Origin of the sequence: Streptomyces sp. NPDC014734, from assembly GCF_043083325.1 — a bacterium.
Lineage (GTDB): Bacteria > Actinomycetota > Actinomycetes > Streptomycetales > Streptomycetaceae > Streptomyces.
This window is the reverse complement of sequence record NZ_JBIBYN010000021.1, coordinates 1-16574: the sequence shown is the minus strand read 5'-3', so window position 1 is coordinate 16574 and position 16574 is coordinate 1. Positions and strand designations below refer to the sequence as shown.

General features: G+C 72.4%; 14 protein-coding genes. 3 read left to right on the top strand and 11 right to left on the bottom strand.

What is annotated here, in order from left to right:
• Positions 1-4: 4 nt before the first annotated feature.
• From ACF1CT_RS28110 to ACF1CT_RS28075, 8 genes are all read right to left on the bottom strand, one after another.
• Positions 5-823, bottom strand: coding sequence for a TrmH family RNA methyltransferase (locus ACF1CT_RS28110; protein WP_391786774.1), 819 nt, complete (start codon positions 821-823; stop codon positions 5-7).
• Between the two features lie 97 nt (positions 824-920).
• On the bottom strand, positions 921-2183 hold the full coding sequence (cobA, locus tag ACF1CT_RS28105; RefSeq protein ID WP_391786773.1) for a uroporphyrinogen-III C-methyltransferase: 1263 nt from the start codon (positions 2181-2183) through the stop codon (positions 921-923).
• Positions 2184-2653: 470 nt separating this feature from the next.
• Positions 2654-6403, bottom strand: a complete 3750-nt coding sequence (gene cobT / locus ACF1CT_RS28100; RefSeq protein WP_391786772.1) for a nicotinate-nucleotide--dimethylbenzimidazole phosphoribosyltransferase — start codon at positions 6401-6403, stop codon at positions 2654-2656.
• Positions 6404-6735: 332 nt separating this feature from the next.
• Positions 6736-7995: a precorrin-6y C5,15-methyltransferase (decarboxylating) subunit CbiE gene (gene cbiE / locus ACF1CT_RS28095; protein WP_391786771.1), complete on the bottom strand. Its 1260-nt coding sequence runs from the start codon at positions 7993-7995 to the stop codon at positions 6736-6738.
• A gap of 108 nt (positions 7996-8103) precedes the next feature.
• A complete protein-coding gene (locus ACF1CT_RS28090; RefSeq protein WP_391786770.1) occupies positions 8104-8781 on the bottom strand; it encodes a GNAT family N-acetyltransferase in 678 nt (225 codons plus the stop codon).
• A 104-nt stretch (positions 8782-8885) separates the two neighbouring features.
• The gene (locus ACF1CT_RS28085; protein WP_391786769.1) at positions 8886-9752 is read right to left on the bottom strand and encodes a MetQ/NlpA family ABC transporter substrate-binding protein; all 867 of its coding nucleotides are present in this window, start codon (positions 9750-9752) and stop codon (positions 8886-8888) included.
• 70 nt (positions 9753-9822) lie between these two features.
• Positions 9823-10494 carry a methionine ABC transporter permease gene (locus ACF1CT_RS28080; protein ID WP_391786768.1) on the bottom strand — a complete coding sequence of 224 codons (672 nt, stop codon included), beginning with the start codon at positions 10492-10494 and terminating at the stop codon, positions 9823-9825.
• Positions 10491-11552, bottom strand: coding sequence for a methionine ABC transporter ATP-binding protein (locus ACF1CT_RS28075; RefSeq protein ID WP_391786767.1), 1062 nt, complete (start codon positions 11550-11552; stop codon positions 10491-10493). Before ACF1CT_RS28075 ends, ACF1CT_RS28080 begins: the two co-directional genes overlap by 4 nt.
• A 600-nt stretch (positions 11553-12152) precedes the next feature.
• On the opposite strand from ACF1CT_RS28075, the gene ACF1CT_RS28070 reads away from it, so the two are divergent.
• Both ACF1CT_RS28070 and ACF1CT_RS28065 read left to right on the top strand, forming a co-directional pair.
• Positions 12153-12512 carry a hypothetical protein gene (locus tag ACF1CT_RS28070; RefSeq protein ID WP_391786766.1) on the top strand — a complete coding sequence of 120 codons (360 nt, stop codon included), beginning with the start codon at positions 12153-12155 and terminating at the stop codon, positions 12510-12512.
• Between the two features lie 2 nt (positions 12513-12514).
• A complete protein-coding gene (locus tag ACF1CT_RS28065; protein ID WP_391786765.1) occupies positions 12515-12952 on the top strand; it encodes a hypothetical protein in 438 nt (145 codons plus the stop codon).
• Between the two features lie 193 nt (positions 12953-13145).
• Here the strand turns inward: ACF1CT_RS28065 and ACF1CT_RS28060 are convergent, their stop codons facing one another.
• The 3 genes from ACF1CT_RS28060 to ACF1CT_RS28050 all read right to left on the bottom strand — a co-directional run bounded on the left by ACF1CT_RS28060 (position 13146) and on the right by ACF1CT_RS28050 (position 15536).
• Entirely contained in the window at positions 13146-13649 is a 504-nt protein-coding gene (locus tag ACF1CT_RS28060; RefSeq protein ID WP_391786764.1) for a GNAT family N-acetyltransferase, read from the bottom strand.
• Positions 13640-14251 carry a sigma-70 family RNA polymerase sigma factor gene (locus ACF1CT_RS28055; protein ID WP_391786763.1) on the bottom strand — a complete coding sequence of 204 codons (612 nt, stop codon included), beginning with the start codon at positions 14249-14251 and terminating at the stop codon, positions 13640-13642. Before ACF1CT_RS28055 ends, ACF1CT_RS28060 begins: the two co-directional genes overlap by 10 nt.
• A 109-nt stretch (positions 14252-14360) precedes the next feature.
• Positions 14361-15536 (bottom strand): glycerophosphodiester phosphodiesterase, encoded by a 1176-nt coding sequence (locus ACF1CT_RS28050; protein WP_391786762.1) that lies wholly within the window; start codon positions 15534-15536, stop codon positions 14361-14363.
• Between the two features lie 232 nt (positions 15537-15768).
• Here ACF1CT_RS28050 and ACF1CT_RS28045 point away from each other — a divergent pair, with 232 nt between their 5' ends.
• Positions 15769-16440 (top strand): lysophospholipid acyltransferase family protein, encoded by a 672-nt coding sequence (locus ACF1CT_RS28045; RefSeq protein WP_391786761.1) that lies wholly within the window; start codon positions 15769-15771, stop codon positions 16438-16440.
• Positions 16441-16574 lie beyond the last annotated feature (134 nt).

Genomic DNA, 16574 nt, shown 5'->3' with positions numbered 1-16574 from the left:
CCGGTCAGGGCCGCGGGCGGCCCGATGCCACGGCGTAGAACGCGACGGCCGCGGCCGCTCCCACGTTCAGCGAGTCGATGCCGTGTGCCATCGGGATCCGTACCCAGCGGTCGGCGGCGACGAGGGCCCGGGTGGACAGCCCGTCGCCCTCGGCACCGAGCATCAGCGCCACCTTGTCCATCCGGTGCGGCGCCGCCCGGTCGATGCTGTCGGCCTTCTCGTCCGGGGTGAGCGCGAGCAGTTCGAAGTCGGCCTCCCGTACGGTCTCCAGGTCCTTGGGCCAGGTGTCGAGACGGGCGTAGGGCACGGAGAAGACGGCCCCCATCGACACCTTGACGGAGCGCCGGTAGAGCGGGTCGGCGCAGTCCGGGGAGAGCAGCACGGCGTCCATGCCGAGGGCGGCGGCGCTGCGGAAGATCGCCCCGATGTTGGTGTGGTCGTTGACGGCCTCCATGACGACCACCCGGCGGGTCGACGCCAGGAGCTGTCCGGCGGTCGGCAGCGGTTTGCGCTGCATCGAGGCGAGTGCGCCGCGGTGCACGTGGTAGCCGGTGACGCGTTCGGCGAGTTCGGGGCTCACCGCGTACACCGGGGCCGGTACCTCGTCGATGACATCGCGCATGAGGTCGACCCACTTCGCCGACAGCAGCATCGACCGCATCTCGTACCCGGCGTGCCGGGCACGTCTGATCACCTTCTCGCCCTCGGCGATGAAGAGCCCCTCGGCGGGCTCTCGCCTGCGCCGGAGTTCCACGTCGGTGAGTCCGGTGTAGTCGCGCAGACGGGGGTCGTCGGGGTCGTCGACGGTGATGAGATCAGCCACGGGTTCGATACTGCCTTGTCCGGTGTGTGGTGCCAACGGCTCGGAGGAAGATCTGTTACCGCTGGTTACTCGATGGGGTGGGCGGTGGCCGCCCGGGTTACTCGGCGGCCGGGCCCACGATGTCCGCGCCCACCGCGACGACCTCGCCGATGACGATGACCGCCGGAGGGCGTACTTCTTCGGCGACGACCCGCTCGGCGACGGTCGCCAGCGTCGCGTCGACCCTGCGCTGGGAGGCGGTGGTGCCCTCCTGGACCAGGGCGACCGGTGTGTCGGGGGCCTTGCCGTACGCGACGAGGGCCCGGGCGATGGCGCCGATCTTGTCGACGGCCATCAGGAGCACGAGGGTGCCGCGCAGCTTGGCGAGGGCCTGCCAGTCGACCAGCGAGCGCGCGTCGTCGGGGGCGACATGGCCGCTGACGACGGTGAACTCGTGGGCGACGCCGCGGTGGGTGACGGGGATTCCCGCGGCGCCGGGCACGGAGATCGAGCTGGAGATCCCGGGGACGACGGTGCAGGCGATGCCCTCGGCCGCGAGCGCCTGGGCCTCCTCCATGCCACGGCCGAAGACGAACGGGTCGCCGCCCTTGAGCCGCACGACGGCCTTGCCCGCCTTGGCGTGCTCGATGAGCGCCCGGTTGATGGCCTCCTGCGCCATGTACCGGCCGTACGGAATCTTCGCGGCGTCGATCACCTCGACGTGCGGCGGGAGTTCGTCGAGCAGGTCGCGCGGCCCGAGACGGTCGGCGATCACGACATCGGCCTCGGCAAGGAGGCGTCGGCCGCGCACGGTGATCAGGTCGGGGTCACCGGGGCCCCCGCCGACCAGGGCCACGCCGGGGGTCCGGGAGCGGTGCTGGGGAGCGGCGAGGCTGCCGTCGCGCAGGCCCTCGACGATGACGTCGCGGACGGCGGCCGAGTGGCGGGGGTCGCGGTCGTGGGCGTCGGTGGTGAGTACGGCGACGGTGACGCCCTTGCCGCGGCCGGTGGCCGGAGTCCACGCGGTGGCGGCGTCGGCGTCGTCGCTGCGGACGCACCAGATCCGGTGGCGTTCGGCCTCGGCGGACGCCGCTTCGTTCGCCGCGATGTCGTCGGACGCGACGAGGACGTACCAGGCGCCGGTCAGGTCCCCGTCGGCGTAGCGGCGGCGCTCCCAGCGGATCTCGCCGGCATCGGCCATCGCCTCGACGGACGGCGTCGCGGCCGGTGAGACGAGGACGATGTCGGCGCCCGCCGCGATGAGCGCGGGGAGACGGCGCTGGGCGACCTGGCCGCCGCCGACCACGACGACACGACGGCCGCCGAGGCGCAGTCCGACGGGGTACGCGGGGTGATCGGCGCGGTCTGCGTGCTCGGCCATGGCGGTGCGGGCTCCTCGTACAGGATCGGAGTACGGCGGCCGCTGCGGCGGTGGAGCGGCTGTGACAGGCGGGTTCGTGGGGCGGGTCCACGATACGTGGTGGCTGCGGGGTCGAACGGGGCCGGTGCGCCGGGGCGGGACGTCCGGGCCCTGGGGCGTGTGCCGTGCCCGGACCGGGGCAGGGCGTAAAGCGTGTTCCGAAAGTGGCGTCGTCTGCCCGAAGGGCAGGCCGGGCGGCGTTTGGTGCGTGCGATCGCAAGGCGGAGGGTCACCCCGATACCGGGCATATCGGGGCGATCCCGACAACGCGGCGAGCGCGCGTTGTCGGGATCGCCCGGCAGACGGGACTTTCGGAACGCGCTTTTAGACCGGTGGGCCCGGCGCGTCGCCTCCGTACGCCGTTCCCCGTCCCGGTGGTGGGCTGACGACGGGCTCCGCCCCCGCCGCTCGCGACGGCGGGGGCGGGCCGCCTACTTCTCCGTGACGCCCGCCGAGTCGAACGTCGCCACCTCGTGCATCGCCCGCGCCGCGCTCTGCACGATCGGGAGCGCCAGCAGCGCCCCCGTGCCCTCGCCGAGGCGCAGGTCGAGGTCGACGAGCGGGCGCAGTCCCAGCTTGTTGAGCGCGGCGACATGGCCGGGCTCGGCACTGCGGTGGCCCGCGATGCAGGCGGCGAGTGCCTCGGGGGCGATCGCCCGGGCGACCAGGGCCGCGGCGCCCGCGCTCACTCCGTCGAGGATGACGGGCGTACGGAGCGAGGCCCCGCCCAGCAGGAACCCGGCCATCGCGGCGTGTTCGAGGCCGCCGACCGAGGCCAGGACACCGATCGGGTCGGCCGGGTCGGGCTGGTGGAGTTCCAGGGCCCGTCGGACCACGTCGACCTTGCGGGCGTGCATCTCGTCGTTGATGCCGGTGCCCCGGCCGGTGACCTCGGCCGGATCCATGCCCGTGTACACACAGATCAGCGCGGCGGACGCGGTGGTGTTGGCAATCCCCATCTCGCCGATCAGCAGGCCCTTGTTGCCCGCCGCGACGAGATCGCGGGCGGTCTCGATGCCGACCTCGACGGCGGCGAGGACCTCTTCCCTGGTGAGGGCGGGGCCGGTCGTGAAGTCGGCGGTCCCGGCGCGCACCTTGCGCGGGAGCAGGCCGGGCGTCGCCGGAAGCTCCATGGCCACGCCGACGTCGACCACGCAGACCTCGGCGCCGACCTGTGCCGCGAACGCGTTGCAGACCGCGCCCCCGCCGAGGAAGTTGGCGACCATCTGCCCGGTGACCTCCTGCGGCCAGGCGGTGACGCCCTGGGCGTGCACCCCGTGGTCTCCCGCGAAGATCGCGACGGCCGCGGGCTCCGGGATCGGCGGCGGACACATCCGGGAGAGCCCCGACAACTGCGCGGAGATGATCTCCAGCATGCCGAGCGCACCGGCGGGCTTGGTCATCCGCTTCTGGCGCTCCCACGCCTCGCCGAGCGCCTTGGCGTCCAGCGGCCGGATGTTGGCGATGGTCTCCTGGAGCAGGTCGTGCGGCTCCTCGCCGGGCAGGGCGCGACGCCCGTACGTCTCCTCGTGGACCACCCAGGACAGCGGGCGGCGCTTCGACCAGCCCGCCTGCATCAGCTCGGGCTCCTCGGGGAACTCGTCGACATAGCCGACGCACAGGTACGCCACGACTTCGAGGTGCTCGGGCAGGCCGAGGGCGCGGACCATCTCGCGCTCGTCGAAGAAGCTCACCCAGCCGACGCCGAGTCCCTCGGCACGGGCGGCGAGCCACAGGTTCTCGACGGCGAGCGCGGAGGAGTACGGGGCCATCTGCGGCTGGGTGTGACGGCCGAGGGTGTGACGGCCGCCGCGGGTGGGATCGGCGGTGACGACGATGTTGACCGGGGTGTCGAGGATCGCCTCGATCTTGAGTTCCTTGAACTGCTTGGCCCGGCCCTTGGGCAGCGATTTGGCGTAGGCGTCGCGTTGCCGCTGGGCCAGCTCGTGCATGGAACGACGCGTCTCCGCCGAGCGGATGACGACGAAGTCCCAGGGCTGCGAGTGGCCGACGCTGGGCGCCGTGTGCGCCGCTTCGAGGACCCGGAGCAGGACCTCGTGCGGGATCGGGTCGCCGCGGAAGCCGTTGCGGATGTCGCGGCGCTCACGCATGACGCGCAGTACGGCCTCGCGCTCGGCGTCGTCGTATCCCGGGGCGGGCGGGGTTGTGGCGGCGACGGCCTCGTCCGGCCCGGGGGTTCCCGTGGCTTCCGCCTCTTCGGCGGCGTGCGGCGGCGCGGCCCCGGGCGCGGGGCTGCCCTCGGGCTGCGACTGCGACTGCGGTGCGGTCGGCCCGGCGTCCGGCTGCGTGGTCTCCGCGGCCGTCGTGGTCTCCGGGGTCTCCGGGGTCTCCGGGGTCTCCGGGGTCTCCGGGGTCTCGACGCTCTCCGGGCCCGCTCCGGTTTCCGCGGCGGGCACCGGCGCCTCGACGGCGGCCTCGGCCTCCGGGAGGCCGGGCACGGGGGCCTGCTCGGGGGTTTCGGCGGGCGCGGGGGTCCGAGTGCCGTCGGAGGGGGTCTCCCCCGCGGCCTGCGGCACCGGCTGCCCGGTCTCGACCGGCACGGCGGTGGCGCCCTCGGGGCCGACGGCCGGTTCGGCCCCGACGGCCTCGGTCCGCTCGGCCGGAACCGGCCCCATGGCGATCGCCACGCGCTCGGGCTCCGCCTCCGGCCCGGCCGTCACCGGCTGTTCCTCGGCGGGCGACGGGGCAAGGTGCGGCGTCGTCGGCACCGAGCCCTCCACGGGCACGAAACCGTCCACGGGGGCGGCTTCCGCGACGGCCTCGGGCTCCGGCACCCGGTCCTCGGACACCACGGGAACGACGGGAGCGGGCAACGGCTCCTCGGACACCACGGGAGCGGGCAACGCCTCCTCGGACACCACGGGCGCGGGCAACGCCTCCTCGGACACCACGGGAACGACGGGAGCGGCGGCGGGCACGGACGCCTCGTCCACCACGTCGGCCTCCGGTGCCGCTGCCGCCGCACCCGTCTCCACGGCCTCCGGCGCGACGACGGCCGCGGCCCCGTCGGCAGGACCCTCGACCGGTGTCCCGGCGACGTCCGCGGTCGGGACGACCGCGGGAGCACTCGGGACCTGCGGCTGAGCGGCCGGTTCGGGAGCGGACTGCGCGGACTGCGCGGGCTGTACGGTCTGCGCGTGCTGTGCGGGCTGCGTCGCGGGCGTCGGCTCGACGGGCGCGGGGGCCTGCTCGGCGACCGGTTCCGGGACGACGGCGGCCGGGGCCACGGCCGCCGCCGGTGCCTCCGCTTCCACGACCGCCTCGGTACGCTCCGGCGCCGCCTCCGGTTGCGGTTCCGCGACGACCGGTTCGGGGGCGACAGCCTCGGGGGCCACGGCTTCGGGGGCCACGGCTTCGGGGACCGCCGTCACCGGGGCGGCGGCCTCCGGCGCGACCGGGTCCGGAGCAACCGTTTCCGCCCCGTCCGGGGCGGCGGCAGGCTGCGGTGCCTGGGCACCCCACGGGCTCCCGCCCTGGGGAAGGATCTGGCCGAGCTGCGGGCCGGGCAGCACGGACGCCTCGTCACCGGGAGCCTCGAAGTACTCGGGCCCGCCGGCGGGCGCCGCGGCCTGCGGTGCCGGGACCGGGGCCTGGGTCCGGGGCGCGCCCGCGGGCCCGCGGTCGGCGAGGGAGCGGACCACACCGCCGGTCGGCGTCCCGCCGTAGGACGGCCCGCCGTCGGCCACGACCGGACCGCGGTGCAGCGGCCGCCGTGCCGGGGCCTGGGGCTGAACGGCCGGAGCCGGTGCGGCGGCCGCCAGGTCGGCGGAACCGGAGTCGTGACCGGCGTACACGTCAGCGGCCGGCGCCTGGACGGGATGCTGCGCCCGGGCGGGCTCCTGGACCTGCACCGGCCCCTGGGGCTGCGCGGACACGGCGTCGACGGACGGGGGGTACACCGCGGTGGCCTGCGGTGCGCCCTGCGCGGGCAGCGAGGCGTATCCGGCGGCATCCTCGGGGTACTGGCCGGGAGCGGGCACCGTCTGCGGGTCGCTCCAGGCTCCCTGGGGGCTCGGCATCAGCAGGAGATCGTCGTCCTCGGGCACCTGCTCGGAGGGAGCCGGGTAGGTGTAGCCGTCCGGGGCGGCGACGCCCGGCTGCTCCACCGTGCCCGCGTTCTCCGGCAGTCCCTCACCCGGGATCTGGCCGGTGTCACTCATGCGTACCCCTCGCCCATCGTCAGTGCTTCTTCGGCCCTTCGCCCGGGACGCCCGACCACGGCACGCCGGCGCTCGTCGACAAGAACGAGCGGGCGCACCACGCGGCACGAGACGGACGCGGACATACTGCATTCTCGCGGCCGTTCGCCGCCGCGGCAGCCCATTTCGCCACGACCCGCTGTGGACTGCGCCACGTTGCGCATCCCGGGATCTGCCGTACCACAACGGGGACCAAAACGGTCCCCTTTTCCGGACATTGACGAACGAAGCGACGAACGCCCAGCCGCGGTGCAACGATCGGCCAGCCTACCTCGCGCCGCGCGGGGAGCAGGTCAGGGGGCGAGGTCGGAACGGAGCGCCGAGAGCAGGAACACGACCGTGCGCTCGCGTTCCGACCAGGCGGTCGTGTCGAGTTCGACGGACTGGAGGAGCGAGCACCGGACGCCGTACCCGTTCCCGGCGAGGGCCGCGCCGAGCGCCTCGGCCTCGTCCCGCGTGGACGCGTGGGTCACGATGCGCTCGGGCCGCCGCTCGGTGACGGCCGTGACGACGGGGACCCCACCGCCCCCGATCCGTACGACATCGGGTTCCGGCAGTCGTTCCAGCACCTGCGGCGCCCGGCCCTCCACGACCTGGACCTGGACCCCGAAGGCGCGGGCGGCCGCCGCCGTGCGGGCGCAGGCCGCCGGGTCCTCGTCGACCGCGAGGACCGCGGCCCCGAAGCGGGCCGCCTCCACCGCCAGGGCCCCGTCGCCGGAGCCGATGTCCCAGACGAGGTCGCCGGTGCGGGGACCCAGCCGGGCCAGTTGCGCGGCGCGCAGCCCCGGTGACTCGCCCTCCCGGCTCGCGCCCCGGCCGTCGTCGGCACCTCCGACGCCCGTCGCGGTGTCCCAGGGGTACGCCTCCCGGGGCAGCGCCCAGCCGCGTACTCCCCGGGGGCCGCCGGGGTCCCGGCCGGCGATCCAGGCACCGGTGGCCTGCGGTTCGCTGCCGCCACCGATGACGATCACCACGTTGGGGTCGCGCCAGGCGTGGTCGGCGGCGTTGTCCGAGGTGAGGACGCTCACCTGTTCGCGCGCGGTACCGAGTTCCTCGCAGACGACGAAGGTGCGGTGAACCCCTTCGAGGAGCAGGGCGAGTTCGGCGGGGCCCGCACCGGGCGAGGTCAGCACGGCGACCTTGGGGTGGGCGCGGCAGACGTTGACGGCGCGGCGCAGGGTGCGGGGGTGGGCGACGACGATCTGGGCGTCCTCCCACGGCATGCCGGCGCGGGCGAAGGCACCGGCCACGGACGAGACGGCGGGCACCACTTCGACTTCGAGGCCGTGTTCGGGTGCGCGGAGGTTGCGTACCACTCCGAAGAAGCCGGGGTCCCCGTCGGCGAGGACGACGGCGCTGCCCCGGTGTCCGGCGATCCGGCGGGCGGCAAGGTCGATGGAGCCCAGGCGAATCCGCTCGGCGTGCGGGGGAACCGCGGGCAGTGCGAGGTGGTGTGCGGCTCCGGCGACGAGCGTGGCGGCCGAGAGGGCGGCCGTGGCCGCTCCGGTCAGTGGCGAGCCGTCCCAGCCGATCACAGTGACCCGATCGGCCATCTGTCGTCAGTCTCCTGGAGTTGTCGCAGGTGGGGGTGTGTGTGAGGGAGGGGCAGGGCGAGCGTACCCCGGTTCGCGCCGGTACCGCGCCGCAGCCACCGGGGACGGTCAGTTCCAGTCGTTGTAGGTGCCGTAGCCGCCCGCGTCGGCGAGTTGCTCGGCGACGCCCTCCAGGTCCTCGGGGAGCAGGCCCCAGACGATCAGGTCGGTCCTGATGTCGGTCCAGCCCCCGTCCTCCGTCCGGGTGCGGGCTATGCGGGCGTTGCGCAGGACGCCCTCGCTGATGCAGCCGGTCTTCTGGGCGACCTGCTGGGCCGAGGTGTTGTCGGCGGGGGTGCGCAGTTCCATGCGTTCGAATCCCCGGTCGCGGAAGATCCACTGGGCCAGCGCCAGCACGGCTTCGGTGGCGTAGCCCTCGCCGCGCGCCCAGGGGGCGGTGATGTAGGAGACCTCGGTGGCGAGGGTGCGCCAGTCGGTGTTGCGCAGGCGCACCGAGCCGACGAGCCGTTGGGTGAGGAATTCGGTGACGGCGAGCACGATGCCGTCCCCGGTGGTGCGCCGGGCGGGGGCGATCCGGCGGACCCAGCGTTCGGCGTCGACCTGGGTGTAGGGGTGGGGGGCGTCCGTCCAGGCGGTGACGAGTTCGTCGTTCATCATCTCGATGTACGCGGGGACGTCCACCATGTCGAACGGGCGCAGCACCAACCGGTCCGTGCTGATGGAGATGTCCGGGAAGGTGGAAGTCATGCGCAGCTCCATGCCGAAGACCGTGTAAAGGCACAGCATGCAGCATCCGGCCGGGGGCGCGCATGGCCGGGTCGCTGCGACGGAGCCCCGCGCCCCCCTTCGGCGGGGTTCGCGGGGCTCGTCGGACAAAAGCCGTGCGGGGGTCAGGACTTGGCGGCGGTTCCGAAGGCCGGGATGACCGAACCCCGGTAGGTGTCCTCCAGGTACTTCTTGACCTCGTCGGAGTGCAGCAGCTTGACCAGCTTCTCGACGCGGGCGTCCTTCTCGTTGCCCTTCTTCACGGCGATGATGTTGGCGTACGGGTTGCCGTCGGCCTTCTCCAGGGCCAGGGCGTCCCCGGTGGGCTTGAGGTCGGCCTCGATGGCGTAGTTGCCGTTGATGACGGCCGCGTCGACCTCGTTCAGGGCGCGGGGCACGGTGGCGGCCTCCAGTTCCTTGAACTCCAGGCCCTTCTTGTCGGTGATGTCGCTCAGCTTGGCGTCGGTGCCGACGCCCGCCTTGAGGGTGATCAGCCCGTTCTCGGCGAGCAGGTGGAGGGCGCGGCCCTCGTTGGTGGTGTCGTTGGGCACCGCGACGGTCTGGCCGGGCTTGATCTCGCCCAGGGACTTGACCTTCTTGGAGTAGAGGCCGAGGGGCTCCAGGTGGACGGTGCCGACGGAGACCAGGTGGGTGTTCTTCTTCTTGTTGAAGTCGTCGAGGTACGGCTGGTGCTGGAAGAAGTTGGCGTCGACCTGGCCGGTCTCGGTGGCGGTGTTCGGCAGGACGTAGTCGGTGAACTCCTTGACCTCCAGCTTGAGACCCTCCTTCTCCGCGAGGTTCTTCTTGACGAAGTCGAGGATGTCGGCGTGCGGCGTCGGGGACGCGGCGACGACGAGCGCCTTGGAGGTGTCGGCCTTGGCACCCGCGTCGCTCTTGGGCGCGGGGTCGGAGTCCGTGCCGCAGGCGCCGAGGCCCAGGGCCAGGGCGGCGGTGACGGCGGCGGTTGCGGCGATCTTGGTGTTCTTGCGCACGAAAAGTGCCTCTTTCGGTGATGGGTGGTGCGCCCGGACAAGGAGTTCGGGCTCTGGAGGAGAGGAAGTCTCAGGTGGTGGCGCGGCCGCGGCGGGCCAGCAGCCGTACGGCTCCGTCGCCGATCAGCTGGATCACGGTCACGATGACGACGAGCAGCGCGACGGTGATGAGCATGAACCGGTTGTCGAAGCGCAGGTATCCGTAGGTGACGGCCTTGGAGCCGAGCCCCTCGCCGCCGACGGCGCCTGCCATCGCGGAGTAGCCGATGAGCACGATGACGGTGGTGGTGACGGCGGAGACGAGCGAGGGCAGCGCCTGCGGCAGCAGGACCTTGCGGACGATCGTCGGAATGGACCCGCCCATCGACTGGACGGCCTCGACGAGTCCGTGGTCGACCTCCCGGACGGCGGTCTCGACGAGTCGCGCGAAGAACGGGATGGCGCCGATGGACAGCGGCACGATCATCGCGCTGGGGCCGATGAAGGTGCCGACGACCCAGGTGGTGAAGGGGATCAGCGCGATCAGCAGGATGATGAAGGGCAGCGAGCGCCCGATGTTCACGATCGCGCCGATCACCTTGTTCACCGGGACGTTCCGCAGCAGCCCTCCCCTGTCGGTGAGAACCAGCAGGATGCCCAGCGGCAGTCCGACCAGGACGGTGACGACGGTGGACCAGAGCACCATGTAGAGGGTGTCGACGGTCCCCTGGACGAGCAGGGGCTGCATGTCCGACCAGGTCACTTCGCCACCTCCTTGGTGAGCGGGGCGGGGGTCTGCGCGGGGAGGTCCGCGGCGTCGTCGGTCACGACCTCGGTCTGGAGCCCCTGCTCGCGCAGGAAGCCGATCGGGACGACGTTGTCCTCGAAGCGTCCGGGCAGTTCGATGCGCATCCGGCCGATCTGCCTGCCGCCGACGGTGTCCATCGCGGCGCCCAGGATCGAGATGTCGATGTTGTACGTGCGGGAGAGCTGCGAGATCACCGGCTGGGTGGCGGAGTCGCCGTGGAAGGTGACGTCGACGACGGTGCGGTCGGGGCCGGAGGCCGTGCCCCCGACGGGGAACAGTTCGTGGGCGAGTTCGGATCCGGGGGTGGCGAGCAGTTCGCCGACGGTGCCGGACTCGACGACGCGTCCCTCGCGCATCAGCGCGGCGGAGTCGCAGATGGTCTTGACGACGTCCATCTCGTGCGTGATGAGCAGGACGGTCAGGCCGAGTTGCCGGTTGAGGTCGCGCAGGAGCTGGAGGATGGAGCGGGTGGTCTCCGGGTCGAGCGCGGAGGTGGCCTCGTCGGAGAGCAGCACCTTGGGGTCGCCGGCCAGCGCGCGGGCGATGCCGACACGCTGCTTCTGGCCGCCGGAGAGCTGTCCGGGGTACGCCTTGGCCTTGTCGGAGAGGCCTACCAGGTCGAGGAGTTCGAGGGCCTTGCGGGAGCGGTCCCCGGCTCCGACGCCGAGGATCTCCAGCGGGAGTTCGACGTTGGCCCGTACCGTGCGGGAGGCCAGCAGGTTGAAGTGCTGGAAGACCATGCCGATGCGGCTGCGCGCCTCGCGCAGTTCCCTGCCTGCCCGGCGGCCCCGGCCGGCGAGCGCGGTGAGGTCCTGGCCGGCCACGGTCACGGTGCCGGACGTGGGGCGCTCCAGGAGGTTGACACAACGGATGAGGGACGATTTCCCGGCGCCGCTCTGGCCGATGACGCCGTACACCTCGCCCTCCCGGACGTGCAGGTCGACGCCGTCCAGGGCGGTGACCTCGCGGTCGCGCGACTGGTAGACCTTGGTGAGGCCCGTAGTGGTGATCACAGGGTTTCCGTCACTGTCGAGTGCGCGGCGCGGTGTCCGCCGGGCACGGGGCATGCGTCTGATGAGACTGTTCGGACGTTTCGATCGGTCGTTCCGAGCGGGGACCGGCACGCCCGTGGCGCGGCTCGGCGGCCGGGCGGCGGTGCCCGGACGGGCTCGTTCCGCTGGGTGCGGACGGCGGTGGGCTCGGTCTCGCTTCGGGGCGCGAGCGATCGGGCGGGGGCCCTCAGAAGGCGCGCATTCGACACATACAACGAGCACCGGGCGTCGTGATCGCCTCGGTCGCAAGGGTGCGGCTGCTCGTCGTGGTCATGGCCCAAGTAAAACAGACAGTCCATTCCGCGCCATCCGTCCGTCCGGATAGCGGACAGCCGTGGACAGTGCGGCGCGACGGTCCCACCGAGCGCCACATTACCTGCCCTCATAGCTGTGACCTGCACAAACGCATCGAAAGCGCCGATTGTGCCGGTGGCGGCCCCCTCTCGCGGATCGTCGTCCGTTGTGGTCAAGGCCACGGTTGCGGTGGCGGTTGCCGGCCCGGTGGGGACGTCCGGCGGGGGCGCACGCGGGGCGCGCGTCGCTCCGTAATACCCTCGCTTCATGCTTGACGCCCTGACGATCGCGGTCGCCGTGACCGCGCTCGCCCTCGCCGCGTGGTGCGGACTGGCCGCCTACCGCGATCAGCCGACCAAGGACTGGCACTTCATCGGGATGGCCGTGGTCCTGTTGCTGGCGCTGGCCCAGCTGGTGGTGGGCATCGTCCAGCTGTCCCGCGGCGAGCGGCCGGAAAAGGGCATGGCGATCTTCATCGCGTATCTGCTCGGAGCCTTCCTCGCCGTGCCGGCGGCCGGGTTCCTGTCGCTCTCGGAGCGGACCCGGTGGGGTTCGGTGACGGTGGCGGCGGGCGCGGTCGTCCTGGCCGTTCTCGAAGTGCGGCTCTACGACATCTGGGGAAACTGACCGTGACCGACACCGACCGCTCCCCCGCGACGGACACCGCCGGGAAGCAGCCCTTCGACCTCGGCACCGGTCCCGGCCGGGTGCTGGTCTGGTTCTACGGGGTGTTCACCGTCGCCGCCGCGTCCCGGTCGATCGTGCAGATGATCCTGGACTTCGGCAAGGCGCCGCTGGCCTACGTGCTGTCGGCCGTCGCCGCCGTCGTGTACGGCTTCATCACGTACTCGCTGGTGCGCGGCGGGGAGCGTGCCCGGCGGTCGGCCCTGGTGTGCTGTGCCGCCGAGCTGGTGGGCGTGCTGGTCGTGGGGACCTGGACGGTGGTGGCGCCGTCGGCGTTCGCGGACACCACCGTCTGGTCCGGCTTCGGTATGGGTTACCTGTTCATTCCGGTGATCCTGCCCGTCACCGGAATGATCTGGCTGCGCCGGGCCAGGAGCGCGTGACCCCGGCGCGATCCGCCCGGGCACGGGCGGCACGCGTCACCCGCCTCACCGGGCGGTACGCCTGGTGCTGCCGACCGGAGGGTTCACCGGCCCGAACCATCCGGCAAGCCCTTCCGGTCACGGCACCGGGGCGCTTCGGTGGCGCCGCGGGCGTGCGGGCCGGAGGCCGCCCGGCAGACGGGACTTTCCGTCCCTACGCGCTGGCCACGTACGCGGGTGCCGCCGCGTCCTTCTCCAGCAGGATCATCAGGACGCCGTCCCCACCCGGCTCGTTGCCCGCCGTGGTGTACCCCGCCCGCTGGTACAGCCGCAGGTTGCCCTCGCTGCGGTGTCCGGTGTGCAGCCGGAACCGGGTGGCCGACCGCTCGTCGGCGAGTCCCGTCTCGGCCGCCCGGAGCAGCCGCGCGCCGAGACCGTGTCCCTGGAGCCGGGGGTGGACGCAGAGCCGGGCGATCTGGCCGGTGCCGTCCTGGTCGGTGGAGCCGCGGACCGAGCCGACGACCTCGTCGCCCAGCCGTGCCACGAACACCAGTTGCGTGGTGATCTCGGCGCGCACCGAGTCGAGGGTCTGGACGAGCGGGTCGATCCGGTAGTTCCCGTAGAGCTCCGCCTCGCTCTGGAAGCAGAGGTACTGGAGCTTCAAGATCTGTTCGGCGTCCTGTGCCGCCGCTGCCGAGATGATCACACTCATGCCCATGTGCGCATGCCTCCGCCCACCTGATCCACCGGTTGTCTCACGCTCCTTTCCCGGGGAACAGGAGCGACAACCTCCGCCGCGAGCATTCTGCGCAGACATCCAAGGCATCGGGAACGGACTGGGCCCAAACTGCCCTGTGACATACCCAACTTCCCTGCGATTTCCCGGTAGGTCGGGTCGCCGGGGGCGAGCATCGCCAACAGCAGCCGGGCGCACCGGCCGGGCAGCCGCTCCACCGCGGCGCGCAGCACCCGGCGTTCGTCGGCGCCGACGGCGAGCCGTTCGGGGCAGTCGGACGGGTCGGCCGAGGTCTCGTCGCGGTAGGGGCGTTCGCGCCGCGCGGTGCGACGGGCCCTGCGGGCCTCCGCCCGTACGGTGTCCCGCACCCAGCGGCTGGCGCGGGCCGGTGGCGCGTCCCGCGCGAGCCGTTCCAGCAGCCTCAGCCAGACGGCCTGTTCGAGATCGGCGGGGTCCAGCGCCGCGCCGGTCGCGGAGGCGGCCGCCTCGGCCATGGCCTCGGCGCTCACCAGCGGGCGGAGGGCGTGGACGACGGCCGAGGGGTCGTGGGGCGGCCCCGCGGGGGCGGGATCGAGAAGCGTCATGCCCGGGCCGACGCCCCCGCGCCGACGGCCGGTTGCCGTACACGGCGAGCACCACCCTCCCGGGGCATTTTCCCGGACGGGTGGTGACGTCGCCGCGTCCTCGCCGCGGTCAGCTCCCGGTGAAGTCCGCGGCGGCGAGGAGGGCGGTGTCCGGGTTGTCGGAGAAGATCCCGTCGATGCCCGTGGCGAAGTACGCCCGGAAGGCGCCGAACGCGTCACCGTAGGCGACCGGGTCGGTGCCGCGCCGGAATTCCGCGGGCAGGAAGGTGTTCTCGTTGCGCATGGTGTACGGGTGCAGGACCAGACCGCGGGCGTGCGCGTCCCGTACCAGGGTGGTCGGCTCGGTGAGCCGTCCCGAGGAGTCCTTGGGGATGATCAGGTCCAGAGTGGGGCCGATCCCCTGGGCGTAGGACGCGATCCACTTCAGGCCCTCGGGCTTCACCAGGTCGGCGGCGGTGCGCGGATCGCCCGACACGACGAAGTCCCACGGACGCTCGCCCGCTCCCGGGAGGAGAACGACGCCGGGGGTGGAGACCAGCCGGGAGAGCCGCTGGATGCTGCTCGGCTCGAAGGACTGGAGGATGAGCGGCGACTGGCGGCGGTGGCGGTCGTAGCGGCGCAGCAGCTTGACGAGGGGCTCCTCCAGTCCGAGGCCCAGGCCGCGGAAGTAGGTGGGGTGCTTCGTCTCGACGTACAGCCAGACCGGCTTTCCGCGTCGGCGTCCCTCGCGGTCGGCCCAGCGCAGGACCTCCTCGAAGGTGGGAATCTCCCAACGACCGTCGTAGAGGGTGTTCTTCTGCCGGGTGCCGGGGATGCGCTCGGTGGCCCTGAGCGTCTTCAGCTCGGCGAGGGTGAAGTCCTCGGTGAACCAGCCGGTGAGGGAGACCCCGTCGACCTTCTTGGTGGTCCTGCGGCTCGCGAACTCGGGGTGCGCGGCGACGTCGGTGGTGGCGGTGATGTCGTTCTCGTGCCGGCAGACCAGGTGGCCGTCCCTGGTCGGCACCAGGTCCTGCTCGATGACGTGCGCGCCCATGTCGAGCGCGAGCTGGTAGGAGCCGAGGGTGTGCTCGGGCCGGTAGCCGCTGGTGCCGCGGTGTCCGATGACGGTGGGCACCGGCAGGTCGAGACGGAAGCGGTGTCCGCCCGACGCCGCGGGGACGCTGCCGGTGGCCGGGGCGGCACCGGCCGGGGCGGCGGCCGTCCCGAGGGCTGCCGTGCCCAGCATCGCGGCACCCGCGCCCAGCATGATTCTGCGGCCGGGACCTGTCTGCGCGCGCTCTGTCATGAATGCTCCTCGCGTGTGATGTCTCGCACCTGTCGGACGCGGCCCGAGCGTAGGCAGTCGCACCGTCGGGGGAGCGGCACCTGGACGAACTTGGCGGAAACACGTGTCAACACCCGGTATCCGTTGGATGAACCCGATGTGCGATCGGCGGGTACCCGCGAGTATCGTCCTCACCTGCATGGACCGCCACGATCCGCGTCCCGGCCGCCCGGCCACTACACCGGAGGAACCGTTGTCCCGACTCGCACTCATCAAGGCAGTGCTCGGACCGTTTTTGCGCCTGATGTTCCGCCCCCAGGTGGAGGGAGTGGAGAACATCCCCGGGGACGGTCCGGTGATCCTCGCGGGCAACCATCTGACGTTCATCGACTCGATGATCATGCCGCTCTGCTGCGACCGGCCGGTGTTCTACATCGGCAAGGACGAGTACGTGACGGGCAAGGGGATCAAGGGCCGGGCGATGGCCTGGTTCTTCACCGGCTGCGGCATGATCCCGGTGGACCGGGACGGCGGCCGGGGCGGGGTCGCGGCGCTGATGACGGGTCGTCGCGTGCTGGAGCAGGGCAAGGCGTTCGCGATCTATCCGGAGGGCACCCGCTCCCCCGACGGCCGTCTCTACCGGGGCCGTACCGGCATCGCGCGGCTGACGCTGATGACGGGCGCGCCCGTGGTGCCGTTCGCGATGATCGGCACGGACAAGCTCCAGCCCACCGGGTCCGGTCTGCCCCGTCCCGGCAAGGTGACGGTCCGCTTCGGTGCCCCCATGGAGTTCTCCCGCTACGAGGGCATGGACCGGGACCGCTACGTGCTGCGGGCGGTGACGGACTCCGTGATGGCCGAGGTGATGCGGCTCTCCGGCCAGGAGTACGTGGACATGTACGCGACGAAGGCCAAGGCCGCCTGAGGCGGTTCGCGGCGAACGGAAGGGCCCGTACCCACAGGTTCGGCGGATTCTTGGGGTCCTCGCAACACCTGATGGCTTACGTGGTCGTCAGTAGATCACGCAGGCGCTCGGCTGGGGTTTTCCAGCCGAGCGTT